This window comes from Streptomyces anandii JCM 4720 (assembly GCF_014650655.1).
Classification (GTDB): Bacteria; Actinomycetota; Actinomycetes; order Streptomycetales; family Streptomycetaceae; genus Streptomyces; species Streptomyces anandii.
Window position 1 is genome coordinate 492764 of sequence record NZ_BMVJ01000002.1, and the last position, 12893, is coordinate 505656.

Genomic DNA, 12893 nt, shown 5'->3' on the forward strand with positions numbered 1-12893 from the left:
TGCGCCGCCCGACCCTCGACGACGTGTTCCTGTCCCTGACGGGTCACGCGGCCGAGACCGAGGAGCAGACCGGAGCCGGCGGCGAGGGCGACACCGACCCCAAGGACCGCAGGCGCAAGAAGGAGACCGTGAAGTGAGTGCCGTGAGCGATTCCCTGGTCATCGCCCAGCGGAACCTGATCCGCATGGGCCGCATCCCCGAAATGATCATCTTCGGGCTGATCCAGCCCATCATGTTCGTGGTCCTGTTCACCTATGTGTTCGGCGGCTCCATCCAGGTCGGCTCGTCCAGCTCCACCCAGGCCTATCGCGAGTTCCTGATGGCCGGCATCTTCGCCCAGACGGTCACGTTCGCCACGGCGGGCGCGGGCGCGGGCATAGCCGACGACATGCACAAGGGCCTCATCGACCGCTTCCGCTCGCTGCCCATGGCCCGCGGCGCGGTGCTGACCGGCCGCACCATGGCCGACCTGGTGCAGACGACGCTCACCCTGGTCGTCCTCGCGGTCGTCGCCCTGATCGTCGGCTGGCGCACGCACGAGAACTTCGCCAAGGTGCTCGCCGGCTTCGGCGTCCTGCTGCTGCTCGGGTACGCGTTCTCGTGGATCGGCGCGCTCATCGGACTCTCGGTGCGCACCCCGGAGGCGGCGACCTCGGGCGGCCTGATCTGGCTCTTCCCGCTGACCTTCATCTCGAACGCCTTCGTGGACGCCAACCAGATGCCCGCCTTCCTCCGTCACATAGCGGAGTGGAACCCGTTCAGCGCCACCGTCCAGGCCTGCCGAGAGTTGTTCGGCAACCTCCCGCCGGGCTTCAAGACGCCCGACGCCTGGCCCATGCAGCACCCGGTGTGGGCGTCGCTGATCTGGTCGGTGCTGATCATCGCCGTCTTCCGCACTCTGGCGGTCCGCAAGTACCGCTCGGCCACCGCGTGAGCGTGAGGGCGGGCGGAACGGCATGAAGAAGCCCCCGGTGCCTCGAGGGCGCCGGGGGCTCGTCGGTCGAATGGGCCGGGATCAGCCCGAGTAGGGCTCGGCCTTGAGGATCTTCACCGAGGCCTTCTTGCCGTTCGGGAGTTCGTACTCCGCGTCCTCGCCGACCTTGTGCCCCATCACGCCGGACCCCAGGGGGGACTGCGGCGAGTAGGTCTCGATGTCGGCGCTCGCGTACTCACGCGAGGCCAGCAGGAAGCTCAGCGTGTCGTCCTCGTCACCGTCGAAGGCGATCGTCACGACCATGCCGGGGGCCACGGCGCCGTCCGCGGAGGTCGGAGCCTCGCCCACCTGGGCGTTCTCCAGGAGCTGGGTCAGCTGGCGCACACGGAGCTCCTGCTTGCCCTGCTCCTCCTTGGCCGCGTGGTACCCGCCGTTCTCCCGCAGGTCGCCCTCCTCGCGCGCGGCCGCGATCTTGGCCGCGATCTCCGTGCGCGCAGGACCAGTAAGGTGCTCAAGCTCGTCCTTGAGCTTGTTGTACGCCTCCTGGGTCAGCCAGGTGACGTTCTCGCTGGTCTGGGTCACAGGTGCTCCTCGTCGGTACTGGGAATACAAAGCATCGCCCTACCCAGAAGAATGTTCCCTCTTGGATGGGCGAAACCACGAGCCTAACAATTCACGGCCCAAAGGGGGAGGACATAAGCCATCACTCTGGCGTCAACGCAGGTCAGGGCCTACGTATTCCGGGCGAAGTCGCCCCTCAGCCGGCGTGGCAGCCGAGCAGCTCGGCCGTCGTCCCCCGGGACGTCGTACGCAGCGTGACCACCTTGTCGATGCGCGTGGCGTGCTGGTCGAAGCGGAAGTCGGCCCGGCCCACCTCGTCGCCGTTGGCGGCCTGCGACCGCAGGGTGCAGTAGCCGCGGGCCCCGGCGTCCTTGCGGACCTCGAGATGGACCTGCACGGAGTCGTCGGAGGCCTGGAAGGCGATGACCTGGCCGCTGATCTCGTTCTGGCCGACGTAGTGGTAGGCGAAGTAGCCGACCAGGGCGAGCAGCACGGCGCCCAGGACACCGCCCGCGATCTTGAGCTTGCGGTCCGCGCGCTCGTCCGCGGAGCGGCCGTAGCGGCCCTCGGGGAGCCGGGTGCTCGCCGTACTCATGATCGTCCTCTCGGCAGGAGCGGGATGCGGTCCCGCGGGGGGATCCCAAGGCGGGCCCCGGAATTATTCGCCCCCCGATTCGGTCACTATAGAAGGCCCCGCCCGCAGACCGACCGCCACCCCGCAGCGACGTCCCCGCGGTACGGCATACGGTGACTGCCCGCGACGCCGGGCACCGACTTGACCAATGAGGATTGAGCCTTGACTGACCAGTTGCGACTGATGGCCGTGCACGCGCATCCCGACGACGAGTCGAGCAAGGGTGCGGCCACCATGGCGAAGTACGTGTCCGAGGGGGTGGACGTGCTGGTGGTGACCTGCACGGGCGGAGAGCGTGGCTCCATCCTCAACCCCAAGCTCCAGGGCGACAAATACGTCGAGGAGCACATCCACGAGGTCCGCAAGAAGGAGATGGACGAGGCCCGGGAGATCCTCGGCGTCAAGCAGGAGTGGCTCGGCTTCGTCGACTCCGGGCTCCCCGAGGGCGACCCGCTGCCGCCGCTGCCCGACGGCTGTTTCGCCCTGGAGGACGTGGACAAGGCGGCCGGCGAACTGGTGCGCAAGATCCGCTCCTTCCGTCCCCAGGTGATCACCACCTACGACGAGAACGGCGGCTATCCGCACCCCGACCACATCATGACCCACAAGATCTCGATGGTGGCCTTCGAGGGCGCGGCCGACGCCGAGAAGTACCCGGAGGCGGAGTACGGCCCGGTCCACCAGCCGCTCAAGCTGTACTACAACCAGGGCTTCAACCGGCTGCGCACCGAGGCCCTGCACAAGGCGCTGCTCGACCGGGGCCTGGAGTCCCCCTACGGGGAGTGGCTCAAGCGCTGGGAGGGCTCCGGCCACAAGGACCGCACCCTCACCACGCACGTCCCGTGCGCCGACTTCTACGAGATCCGGGACAAGGCGCTGATCGCCCACGCCACCCAGATCGACCCCGACGGCGGCTGGTTCCGGGTGCCGATGGAGATCCAGAAGGAGGTCTGGCCGACCGAGGAGTACGAGCTCGCGAAGTCCCTCGTCGGCACCTCGCTGCCCGAGGACGACCTCTTTGCGGGCGTCCGGCAGGCCTGAGGGACAATGCTGGCATGAGCGCAAGCGCGAGCCTCGCAGTGACGCATCTGGTCCCCCTCGCCGAGGTCGACCAGAACAAGGTCACCCCCGGCGTCCTCGGCTTCATCGTCTTCGCGGTGATGGCCGTGGCGGTGTGGGGTCTGATGAAGTCCATGAGCCGGCACATGGGCAAGGTCGACTTCAAGGAGGCCCCGGACCCGAAGAGGGAGTCCGGCGCCCCCTCGTCGGACCCCAAGCCCCACCACGGCTGACCCCGGGATCCACCGCGGCCTGCTCGCCGAGCAGACCGCGGTGGATCCCGCTGTTCGCGGCCCTGCCGGCCCCGCCGTTCACGGCCGGGCCGGCACCGGCACTCCCATGACCTCCCGCGCGTGGCGGTCGGGGGCCATGCCCAGGCGCCAGGCCTGCCAGCCCGCCTCCAGCTGGACACCGCGTTCGAGCAGCAGCTGGTAGGCCTCGACGTAGTCGTCGAGCTTGCCGTCGCGCAGCGGGTGGCCCGCGCGGGAGAGCGCGGCGAGCTCCTCCTGGGCCACCGCCGTGCCGACCTCCACGCCCCCGGGCGCCGCGTACGGCAGGAGGGTGCAGCGCAGGAAGCGGGCCCAGTCCTCGCCCCGGCGGTCGCCGTAGGAGGCGAACAGGGTCAGCGCCTCGTCGCACAGGCCGAGCGCCTGCTGGGTGCGGGCGTTGCCCGCGTCCACCACCGCCAGCTCCAGACACGTCCAGGCCTCGCCATGGGCGACGCCGATGCGCTGGAAGTCGGCGCGGGCGTCCACCAGGAGCTGGCGGGCGAAGCCGGAGTTCCTCAGCGAGCCGGTCTGCGCCGCCCGCTGGTCGCGGGTCGCGCGGGCAGAGTGGTGGCGGGCGCAGGCCAGGCCGTAGACGTCGCGCATCCGGGAGAACAGCGTGCGGGCGCGCTCCAGCTCGCGCACCGCCTGGTCGAGGCCGCCGGTCTCCTCCAGCGCCTGCCCGAGGTAGTACAGCGTCCACGCCTCGCCGCGCGCGTCCTCGTTGTCCCGGTGCCGCACGACCGCCCCGCGCAGCGCCTCCACCGCCTCCGGGGCCTCGCCCGCCACCAGCCGGGCCCGGGCCAGCTGGGTCAGCGCCCAGGCCTCGCCGCGGGCGTCGCGGGTACGGCCGTAGCGCTCCAGGGCCTGGCGCAGATCCGCCTCCGCGCGCTCCACGTCCCCGAGCCGCAGCGCGAGCTGGCCCAGCTGGAAGTGGGCCCACGCCTCGCCGTGCACCGAGTCGCCCTGCCGGTGCAGCACCAGCGAGCCCGTCAGCAGCTCCAGCGCCTCCGCCAGCCGCCCGCGGTCCCGCTCGACCGCCGCCAGCGCGTGCATCGTCCAGGCGCGGTCGGTCTCCAGCTCGGGCACCGACTGCAGCTGGAGCGCCTCCCGCAGCCGCGCCGCCGCCTCGGTGAGATTGCCCTGGTGGTGCAGTGTGATGCCGAGCGAGTTGAGGGCGCGCGCGGCGCCCGCGTCGTGGTGGGCCTCGCGGTAGAGGTCGACCACCGACGTCAGGGTGGTGCGCGCCTTGTCCAGCTCGCCCAGCTGCCGGGCCGCGATGCCGGTGCGCCACTGCACCGAGCGCACCAGCAGGCCCTGGTCCACGGCCTGGGTGAGCTCGCTGATCTCGCCGAGGCGGTAGAGGTCGCCGCGCAGCAGGCAGTAGTCGCACAGTGCGCCCAGCAGGTTCAGCACCGCCGCCTGGTTGACGCCCTCGGCGTGTCTGAGGGCCGCCGTGATGAAGCTGGACTCGTCGTCCAGCCAGCGCAGCGCCTCGTCCAGGGACGTGAAGCCGTGCGGGCTGAAGCGGTCGGAGCGGGTGGAGTTGTTGCCGTCGACGAGCCGCAGCACGGAGTCGGCCAGCTCGGCGTAGTTGACGATCAGCCGCTCCTGGGCCGCCGTCCGCTCGGCCGGGTCCTCCTCGTCGAGCAGACGGGCGGCCGCGAAGGCGCGCACCAGGTCGTGCAGGCGGTAGCGGCTGCCGCGCACGTGGTCGATCAGGCCGGCCCGGGCGAGCGCGTCCAGATTCCGGCCGGCCTCCGCCTCGTCGGTGGCCAGCAGCGCGGCCGCGGCGGCGGTGCCCAGCGAGGCGCGGCCGGCCAGCGCCAGCCGCCGCAGCAGCCGCCGGGCCGGCTCCGGCTGGTCGGTGTAGCGCAGCCACAGCACGCGTTCGACCGGTTCCACCGGGCCGTACGCCCCCAGGTCGATGGCCAGGGAGCGCGGTGAGCGCGGGCCGAGCGAGGAGCCCGCGATGCGCAGCGCCAGCGGCAGGCCCCCGCACAGTTCGCCGATCCGCTCGGCCGAGTCGGCGTCGTAGGGCCCGGAGCTGTCCTGGGCGGCCGCGCCCAGCAGCTCCTCGGCGCCCGCCGTGTCCAGCGCCTCCACGGGCAGCTGGTACACCCACGCCGGCAGGTCCGCGGGCAGCTCCAGCGGCTTGCGGGTGGTGACCAGGACCAGGCTGTCGGAGCGTTCGGGCACCAGGGCCCGCACCTGCTCGGGGTCCGAGGCGTCGTCGAGCACGATCGTCACCGGCAGCCCGGTCAGGTGCTGGTGGTACAGCTCGCCGAGCCGCTTGAGCTGCTGGTCGGAGGAGGAGCGTTCACGGAACAGCAGTTGCTCTCGGGGCGCGCCGAGCCGGTTCAGCAGGTGCAGCAGGGCGTCCCGGGTGGGCAGCGGCGGCTCCTCGGGGCTGTCGCCGCGCAGGTCGACCACGACCGCGCCCCGGAACTGGTCCTTCAGATCGTGGGCCGCCCGCACCGCGAGCGTGCTGCGGCCGGAGCCGGGCGGCCCGTGCAGCACGACCACGGTGGGCCGGGTCTGGGTGCTGGCGCGGGCGGCCTGCACCCACTGCCTGATCCGCGCGACCTCCTGCCGCCGCCCTGCGAACACACCCACGGCTTCGGGCAGTTGGCCGAACGACTGTTCCAGCACGCTGCGTCTGCGGGCGGCCGCGCTCTTGTCCGTGCCGCGCAGCCGGGGCGCCGCCTTCTTCGGCGCGGTGGACGCGCTGAGCACGCGCTGCTGGTCGAGGAAGGGGCGGATGCCGCGCACCTCCAGCGCGGTGAGCCACTGCAGCCGCAGCTGCTCCGTGCCGCCGGGCTGGCCGGCCGCGCCCGCGCGGTGGTGGGCCGCCGGCAGGTGCGCGGCCGTCACCTTCACCACGGTCGCGGCGGCGCCCGCCACGCCCACGGTGACGCCCGCCCCGACGGCCGTGCCCGTGCCCGTGCCCAGCGCGATGTCGGCGACCACCGCGGTCAGCGCCGCAACGGCCGCGACCAGCAGGGGAGTTCCGGCGCCCTCGCGGGCGTAGCGCTGGGCGAAGGTGAGCTGTCCGGCGGACGCCTCGTCCAGGGCGCGCGTGTACGCCTCGTACTCCTCCGCCGCCGGCCCGGCCAGGGTGTCGAGCGCGCCACGCGCCCGGGACAGCAGTACGGCCCCGTCCACCCGTCCGCCGGAGCGCCGCACCTCCTCCTCCACGGCCCGGGCCAGCAACCGCTCGGCCTCGGCCCGATGCGCGTCCCGCATGTTCCGTCCCCCTCTTGGTGCCAACTCCGTTGCCTACGAGTGTCCTTCGCGCGGGCCCCGAGCGCGAGGGGGCGACGATCAACGTCCGCGCGCGACGGGGGCGCGCGGGGCTCCCCGCGAGCCGGCGAGCCGGGCCGGTGGTGACGTTCCGTGCCCGGCCGGAGCGGGTGAGGCAGGATGGGGGTATGCCGAACCGACTGGCTCACGAGACGTCCCCGTACCTGCTCCAGCACGCCGACAACCCGGTCGACTGGTGGCCCTGGTCGGACGAGGCCTTCGCCGAGGCGCGGCGGCGGGACGTGCCGGTGCTGCTGAGCGTCGGGTACAGCAGCTGCCACTGGTGCCATGTCATGGCGCACGAGTCCTTCGAGGACGAGACGACGGCGGGCTACCTCAACGACCACTTCGTCAGTGTCAAGGTGGACCGCGAGGAGCGCCCCGACGTGGACGCGGTCTACATGGAGGCCGTGCAGGCCGCCACCGGTCAGGGCGGCTGGCCGATGACCGTGTTCCTGACGGCTGACGCCGAGCCGTTCTACTTCGGCACGTACTTCCCGCCCGCGCCCCGCCACGGCATGCCCTCCTTCCGGCAGGTGCTGGAGGGGGTGCGGCAGGCGTGGGACACGCGGCGCGAGGAGGTCACCGACGTCGCCGGGAAGATCGTGCGCGACCTCGCCCACCGGGAGATCGGCTACGGCGGCACCGAGGTCCCCGGCGAGGAGGAGCTGGCGCAGGCTCTGCTCGGGCTGACCCGGGAGTACGACGCGCAGCGCGGCGGATTCGGCGGGGCGCCCAAGTTCCCGCCGTCCATGGCGATCGAGTTCCTGCTGCGGCACCACGCGCGCACCGGCTCCGAGGGCGCCCTGCAGATGGCGCGGGACACCTGCGAGCGGATGGCCCGCGGCGGTATCTACGACCAGCTCGGCGGCGGCTTCGCCCGCTACTCCGTCGACCGGGACTGGGTGGTGCCGCACTTCGAGAAGATGCTCTACGACAACGCGCTGCTGTGCCGGGTCTACGCCCACCTGTGGCGGGCCACCGGCTCGGAACTGGCCCGCCGGGTGGCCCTGGAGACGGCCGACTTCATGGTGCGCGAACTCGGCACGGACGAGGGCGGGTTCGCCTCCGCGCTGGACGCCGACAGCGACGACGGCACGGGCCGGCACGTCGAGGGCGCGTACTACGTGTGGACGCCCGATCAGTTGACGGAGGTCCTCGGCGAGCGGGACGCCGAACTCGCCGCCCGCTGCTTCGGGGTGACCGAGGAGGGCACCTTCGAGCAGGGTTCGTCGGTGCTGCAACTACCGCAGCAGGAAGGTGTGTTCGACGCGGAGCGGGTGGCGTCCGTCAGGTCCCGGCTGCTGCGCGCCCGGTCCGCCCGCCCCGCGCCCGGCCGGGACGACAAGGTCGTCGCTGCCTGGAACGGGCTGGCGATCGCCGCGCTGGCCGAGACCGGCGCCTACTTCGGCCGCCCCGACCTGGTGGACGCCGCGACCGGCGCCGCCGACCTGCTCGTACGGCTGCACATGGACGAGCACGCCGGGCTGTCCCGCACCAGCCGGGACGGCCGGGCCGGGGCGAACGCCGGTGTCCTGGAGGACTACGCCGACGTCGCCGAGGGCTTCCTCGCGCTGGCGTCCGTCACCGGCGAAGGGGTCTGGCTCGACTTCGCGGGACTGCTCCTCGGCCATGTCCTGACCCGGTTCACCGATCCCGAGTCGGGCACGCTGTACGACACCGCGGTGGACGCCGAGAAGCTGATCCGCCGCCCCCAGGACCCCACCGACAACGCCACCCCGTCCGGCTGGTCGGCCGCCGCGGGCGCGCTGCTCTCCTACGCCGCCCACACCGGCTCCGCGGCCCACCGCGCCGCCGCCGAGAAGGCACTGGGCGTGGTCCGGGCGCTCGGCCCGCGTGTGCCGCGCTTCATCGGCTGGGGGCTGGCCGTCGCCGAGGCCGCGCTGGACGGGCCGCGCGAGGTCGCCGTGGTGGGCGCATCCCCGGCCGAGGAGGCCGCGAAGGCCCTGCACCGTACGGCACTTCTGGGCACCGCGCCGGGAGCCGTGGTGGCGTTCGGGGCGGCGGGCGGCGAGGAGTTCCCGCTGCTCGAGGGCCGCCCGCTGGTCGGCGGCGCGCCCACCGCCTACGTCTGCCGCAACTTCACCTGCGACGCCCCGACCACCGACCCGGACCGCCTGCGCGCCGCCCTCGGCGGCTGAACCGGTCACTTCCCTACGTCAGTTGCGGCCGGGCTCCGCGTATCCGGCCAGGGCGCGCTCCACGATCGCCTCGAGCTGGTCGTGGTGGGCGCCCTTCCAGTAGGCGCGGCCGCAGTCGGCGCACCGGGCGAAGACGTCGTAGGTGCGGTGCGTGCCGTGTTCGAGCTGGTCGGCCACCTCGTCCTTGGTGGCCTCCCGCAGCAGGCCGTTGCAGGCGGTGCAGCGGGTCCAGGGGGCGAGTGGGGGCCGGAACCGGTCGAGGACGTCGTGCAGTTGCTCGTCGGGGCGGGTGCTGTAGACGTAGGCGCCGGCCCACAGTTCGCGGCGGCGCAGCAGGCCCCGGTCGCGGCTGAGCATGACCCGCTTCTCTGCCGCGGAGCGCGCGGCCAGCGCCGGGTCGCCGATGTCCGTGGACTCGTAGGCCGCGTCGACGCCCAGCAGGCGCAGCCGGCGGGCGAGGGTGCCGAGGTGCACGTCGAGCAGGAAGCGCAGGGGAGCGCCGGGCACCCGCTGGGGGCGCTCGACCGCCCGCACCTCGACCCGCTCGCCGGCGCGCGGCACGTGGGAGACGGGCACCTCGTGGCCGTCGACGAGCAGGGCGCCCGCCTCGGTGAGCGGCACGCCGAGGGACTCCACGACGTGGCCGAGGGTCGAGACGCCGTCGGTGGCGACCGCGGTGGCGCCCGCGCGCCGGGAGTGCGGGACGAAAAGGTGCAGGCCGGGGGCGAACTCGACGTGGATCTCGGGACCGTTCACCCGGTGAGGATGTCACGGAAGGGACGCGGCGGGCTCAGGAATTCGCTGCGGGAAGGCCGTGCTCCAGGACGTCCAGGGCGCGGTCCACGAGGCCGCGCAGGTCGTCCTGGAAGCCGTTCTCCGCCCAGTACAGGTAGACCTCCAGCAGACCGCCGGTGAGGGACATCGCGTAGACGCGCGCCTCCAGGCTGTCCGGGGCGAGGCCCGAGCGCTCGGCGATGGCCTCGCGCAGCATCCGCCCGGTCTCCGACATGCTCTCCACCATGCGGGAGCGGACGGCCGGCACCTGGATCGCGAGATGCGCCCGCGTCCGGACCGTCTCCGGGTCCTCCTCCGTCAGCACGTCCAGGGCCATGTGGATCACGTGCCGCAGTGAGTCGATCCACGGCTCGCCCGCGGGCCGCGCGCGCAACTCCTCCAGCATCAGCGGGTCGTACTCGTCCGTGAGGACGATGTCCTCCTTGGTCGGGAAGTACCGGAAGACGGTCGACGGCGACACCTCGGCCCGGTCGGCGATCTGCTCGATCGTCGTCGCGTCGTACCCCTGCTCCTTGATCAGCGCGTAGGTCGCGTCGCGGATCGCCTCGCGGGTCTTGATCTTCTTGCGCTCACGAAGTCCCAGCTGGGGGCGGTCGGCGGGGGAGAAGCGGGAACGTGCGGCCGTCATGGGGTTCATTGTCGGGCATCACCAGCCGGGGCAGCCATGCCGGGAACGGCGTCCTCCTCGGCGGTCTCGGCGGTCTCGGCGGTCTCGGCGGTCTCGGCGGTCTCGGCCGCATCGGCGGCCGCGGGCGCCTCCTTCGGCAGGAAGGCCGCGGCCAGCAGCGCGGAGACCAGCGCGGCGACACCGCAGACCAGCAGGACCACGCCCATGCCGTGGACATAGGCGCTGTCCGCGGAGGCCACCAGACGGGCCGAGCCCAGCCGCTCGCCGATCAGGTGGGCGGCGACCACGGAGTCCCCGGCGGCGTCGCCGGCCCGCGCGGGCAGTCCCGTGACGTCCAGCCGGTCCCGGAAGACGCCCGCGAGCAGGCTGCCCAGCAGGGCGATGCCGATGGCCGCGCCGACCTGGCGCAGCGTCATGAGCAGGCCCGAGCCGCTGCCGGCCCGGTCCCGGGGCAGGGTGCCGAGGGCGGCGTCCATGGCGGGCACCACGGAGAACCCGAAGCCGACGCCGGTGACGGAGAGCCACAGCGCGGTGAAGCCGTAGCCGGAGTGGACCGTCGTACGGCTGCCGAGCAGCGCGGCGAAGGCCAGCACCACCAGGCCCGCGCTCACCACCGCGCGGGGGCCGAACCGCGCGACGACCGGCTGCGCGCCCCGCGCGGCGAGCATCAGGCCGCCCATCATCGGCAGCAGGCGCAGCCCGGTGCCGAAGGCGTCCTGGCCGAGCACGGCCTGCAGATACGGGGGCAGCACGAACAGCAGCCCGGACAGGACGAACATCACCAGGGTCGCGGCCAGCGTGTTGAACAGGAAGCCGCGCCGGGCCAGCAGGGTCGTGTCGAGCATGGGGCGCACGGCCCGCCGCTCGCGCAGGACCAGCGCGGTGAGCAGCACCGCGGCCGCGCCGGACATGATGAGCACCAGGGCGTCCCCCCAGCCGCGCCCGGGCGCCTCGATGATCGCGTAGACGAGGGCGCCGAGGCCCGTCGCGGCGAGCGCCGTGGACAGGGCGTCGACCCTGGGGGACGCGGGGTCGCTGGTCTCCGGGAGCAGGAAGAGACAAGCGGCGATGCCGAGCGCGGCCATCGGCACGTTGACGAGGAAGACCGAGCCCCACCAGAAGTGGTCGAGCAGCCAGCCGCCGATGATCGGGCCGAGCGGCAGGCCGAGCGCGGAGGCGGCCGAGATGACGCCGACGGCCTTGGTGCGCTCGTCGGGGCCGAAGAGCGAGGGCAGCACGGAGAGCGCGAGCGGGGTGACCAGGGCCCCGCCGACGCCCATGAACGCGCGGGCCGCGATCACCCAGTTCACGTCCCCGGCCAGCGCCCCGGCGAGCGAGCCGGCGAGGAAGACGCCGAGTCCGGCCATCAGCATCAGCCGCCGCCCGAAGCGGTCGCCGAGGAGTCCCGCGGGCAGCATCAGCGCGGCGAAGACGACGACGTACGCGTCCGCCATCCACTGCTGCTGGCCGGTGGTGGCGCCCAGTTCGCCGGCCATGGTCGGCAGCGCCACGTTGAGGATCGTCATGTCGAAGCCGAGCGTGAGCATGCTCGCGACCAGGGCGCCGAGGGCCCACCAGCGGCGGGGGTCGTGCCGGGTGTCCTGAAGCTCAGTGACAGTAGCCATGAAATGAGGGTAGCTCTCAAAATCTACTAACTGTCAATCGACATGCACTTTCGATCTCCTTCCTGGGGTACGAAAAATGGCCACGGCTCGTGCGAGCCGTGGCCACCGGGAGGGCGGTCGGGGGGCGCTACGCGTGCTGGTACGCCACCAGGGAGATGCCGACGTAGTGCACTACGAAGGCCGCCAGCGTGAGGGAGTGGAAGACCTCGTGGAAGCCGAACCAGCGCGGGGAGGGGTTCGGCCGCTTGATGCCGTAGACGACGCCGCCCGCGCTGTAGAGGAGGCCGCCGACGACCACCAGGACCAGCACCGCGATGCCCCCGGCGTGCATGAAGTCCGGCAGGAAGAACACGGCCGCCCAGCCCATCGCGATGTAGCAGGGGGTGTAGAGCCAGCGGGGCGCACCGACCCAGAAGACCCGGAAGACGATGCCCGCGGCCGCCGCCGCCCAGATGCCCCACAGCAGCCACTGGCCCTTCGCGCCGGGCAGGAGCAGCAGGGTGAGCGGGGTGTAGGTGCCCGCGATGATCAGGAAGATGTTCGCGTGGTCGAGCCTGCGCAGCAGTCCGCCGGCGCGCGGGCCCCAGTTCCCGCGGTGGTACAGCGCGCTGACGCCGAACAGCAGACAGGCGGTGAGGACGTAGATGCCGCAGGCGACCCGCCCGCGGGTGGAGTCGGCGAGCGCGGTGAGCACCAGGCCCGCGATGAGCACGGCCGGGAACATCCCGAGGTGCAGCCAGCCGCGCAGCTTCGGCTTGATGGGGTGCGGCAGGGAGAGCGCCGCCGGACCGCGGCCTGCGGCCGGCGTGTCCAGAGGCGCGTCGGAGGCGGACACAGTCATGCGCGCATGGTACCTACGCGACCGTAAGTCGGGTGTGAGTACCTTGCGATGATCGTTGCCGACCGGGCCGAACGCAAAAAGTCCT

The 12893-nt window shown here is 72.6% G+C and carries 11 protein-coding genes and 1 pseudogene; 5 read left to right on the top strand and 7 right to left on the bottom strand.

What is annotated here, in order from left to right; genetic code table 11:
* Positions 1–137, top strand: a pseudogene (locus tag IE249_RS36340) (daunorubicin/doxorubicin resistance ABC transporter ATP-binding protein DrrA); the annotation flags it as partial.
* Complete coding sequence (locus tag IE249_RS05420) at positions 134–934, top strand: ABC transporter permease (RefSeq protein ID WP_189703578.1); 801 nt, start codon at positions 134–136, stop codon at positions 932–934. The pseudogene IE249_RS36340 and the gene IE249_RS05420, both read left to right, overlap by 4 nt.
* Before the next feature lie 81 nt (positions 935–1015).
* Here IE249_RS05420 and greA read toward each other — a convergent pair whose 3' ends face one another.
* Both greA and IE249_RS05430 read right to left on the bottom strand, forming a co-directional pair.
* Complete coding sequence (gene greA / locus IE249_RS05425) at positions 1016–1516, bottom strand: transcription elongation factor GreA (RefSeq protein ID WP_189703579.1); 501 nt, start codon at positions 1514–1516, stop codon at positions 1016–1018.
* Positions 1517–1691: 175 nt separating this feature from the next.
* Positions 1692–2090 carry a DUF4307 domain-containing protein gene (locus IE249_RS05430; RefSeq protein ID WP_189703580.1) on the bottom strand — a complete coding sequence of 133 codons (399 nt, stop codon included), beginning with the start codon at positions 2088–2090 and terminating at the stop codon, positions 1692–1694.
* 222 nt (positions 2091–2312) lie between these two features.
* Between IE249_RS05430 and mca the strand changes: the two genes are divergently transcribed.
* Both mca and IE249_RS05440 read left to right on the top strand, forming a co-directional pair.
* A complete protein-coding gene (mca, locus tag IE249_RS05435) occupies positions 2313–3170 on the top strand; it encodes a mycothiol conjugate amidase Mca (RefSeq protein ID WP_189703705.1) in 858 nt (285 codons plus the stop codon).
* Between the two features lie 14 nt (positions 3171–3184).
* Complete coding sequence (locus tag IE249_RS05440) at positions 3185–3421, top strand: hypothetical protein (protein ID WP_189703581.1); 237 nt, start codon at positions 3185–3187, stop codon at positions 3419–3421.
* A 78-nt stretch (positions 3422–3499) separates the two neighbouring features.
* On the opposite strand, the gene IE249_RS05445 is transcribed toward IE249_RS05440, so the two are convergent.
* Positions 3500–6700 carry a tetratricopeptide repeat protein gene (locus tag IE249_RS05445; RefSeq protein ID WP_189703582.1) on the bottom strand — a complete coding sequence of 1067 codons (3201 nt, stop codon included), beginning with the start codon at positions 6698–6700 and terminating at the stop codon, positions 3500–3502.
* Between the two features lie 185 nt (positions 6701–6885).
* On the opposite strand from IE249_RS05445, the gene IE249_RS05450 reads away from it, so the two are divergent.
* Positions 6886–8919, top strand: a complete 2034-nt coding sequence (locus IE249_RS05450; protein WP_189703583.1) for a thioredoxin domain-containing protein — start codon at positions 6886–6888, stop codon at positions 8917–8919.
* Positions 8920–8937: 18 nt separating this feature from the next.
* Here IE249_RS05450 and IE249_RS05455 read toward each other — a convergent pair whose 3' ends face one another.
* From IE249_RS05455 to trhA, 4 genes are all read right to left on the bottom strand, one after another.
* Positions 8938–9675 (bottom strand): Mut7-C RNAse domain-containing protein, encoded by a 738-nt coding sequence (locus IE249_RS05455; protein WP_189703584.1) that lies wholly within the window; start codon positions 9673–9675, stop codon positions 8938–8940.
* Positions 9676–9709: 34 nt separating this feature from the next.
* Positions 9710–10342 (bottom strand): TetR/AcrR family transcriptional regulator, encoded by a 633-nt coding sequence (locus IE249_RS05460; protein WP_189703585.1) that lies wholly within the window; start codon positions 10340–10342, stop codon positions 9710–9712.
* Between the two features lie 5 nt (positions 10343–10347).
* Positions 10348–11967 (bottom strand): DHA2 family efflux MFS transporter permease subunit, encoded by a 1620-nt coding sequence (locus IE249_RS05465; protein ID WP_189703586.1) that lies wholly within the window; start codon positions 11965–11967, stop codon positions 10348–10350.
* 127 nt (positions 11968–12094) lie between these two features.
* Complete coding sequence (gene trhA, locus IE249_RS05470) at positions 12095–12808, bottom strand: PAQR family membrane homeostasis protein TrhA (RefSeq protein ID WP_189703587.1); 714 nt, start codon at positions 12806–12808, stop codon at positions 12095–12097.
* Between the last annotated feature and the right edge of the window lie 85 nt (positions 12809–12893).

Bases quoted from the DNA above. Each gene is read 5' to 3' on its own strand.
- IE249_RS05430 (WP_189703580.1), bottom strand. From the start codon at position 2,090: ATGAGTACGGCGAGCACCCGGCTCCCCGAGGGCCGCTACGGCCGCTCC.
- mca (WP_189703705.1), top strand. From the start codon at position 2,313: ATGGCCGTGCACGCGCATCCCGACGACGAGTCGAGCAAGGGTGCGGCC.
- IE249_RS05440 (WP_189703581.1), top strand. From the start codon at position 3,185: ATGAGCGCAAGCGCGAGCCTCGCAGTGACGCATCTGGTCCCCCTCGCC.
- IE249_RS05445 (WP_189703582.1), bottom strand. From the start codon at position 6,700: ATGCGGGACGCGCATCGGGCCGAGGCCGAGCGGTTGCTGGCCCGGGCC.
- IE249_RS05450 (WP_189703583.1), top strand. From the start codon at position 6,886: ATGCCGAACCGACTGGCTCACGAGACGTCCCCGTACCTGCTCCAGCAC.
- IE249_RS05460 (WP_189703585.1), bottom strand. From the start codon at position 10,342: ATGACGGCCGCACGTTCCCGCTTCTCCCCCGCCGACCGCCCCCAGCTG.
- IE249_RS05465 (WP_189703586.1), bottom strand. From the start codon at position 11,967: ATGGCTACTGTCACTGAGCTTCAGGACACCCGGCACGACCCCCGCCGC.
- trhA (WP_189703587.1), bottom strand. From the start codon at position 12,808: ATGACTGTGTCCGCCTCCGACGCGCCTCTGGACACGCCGGCCGCAGGC.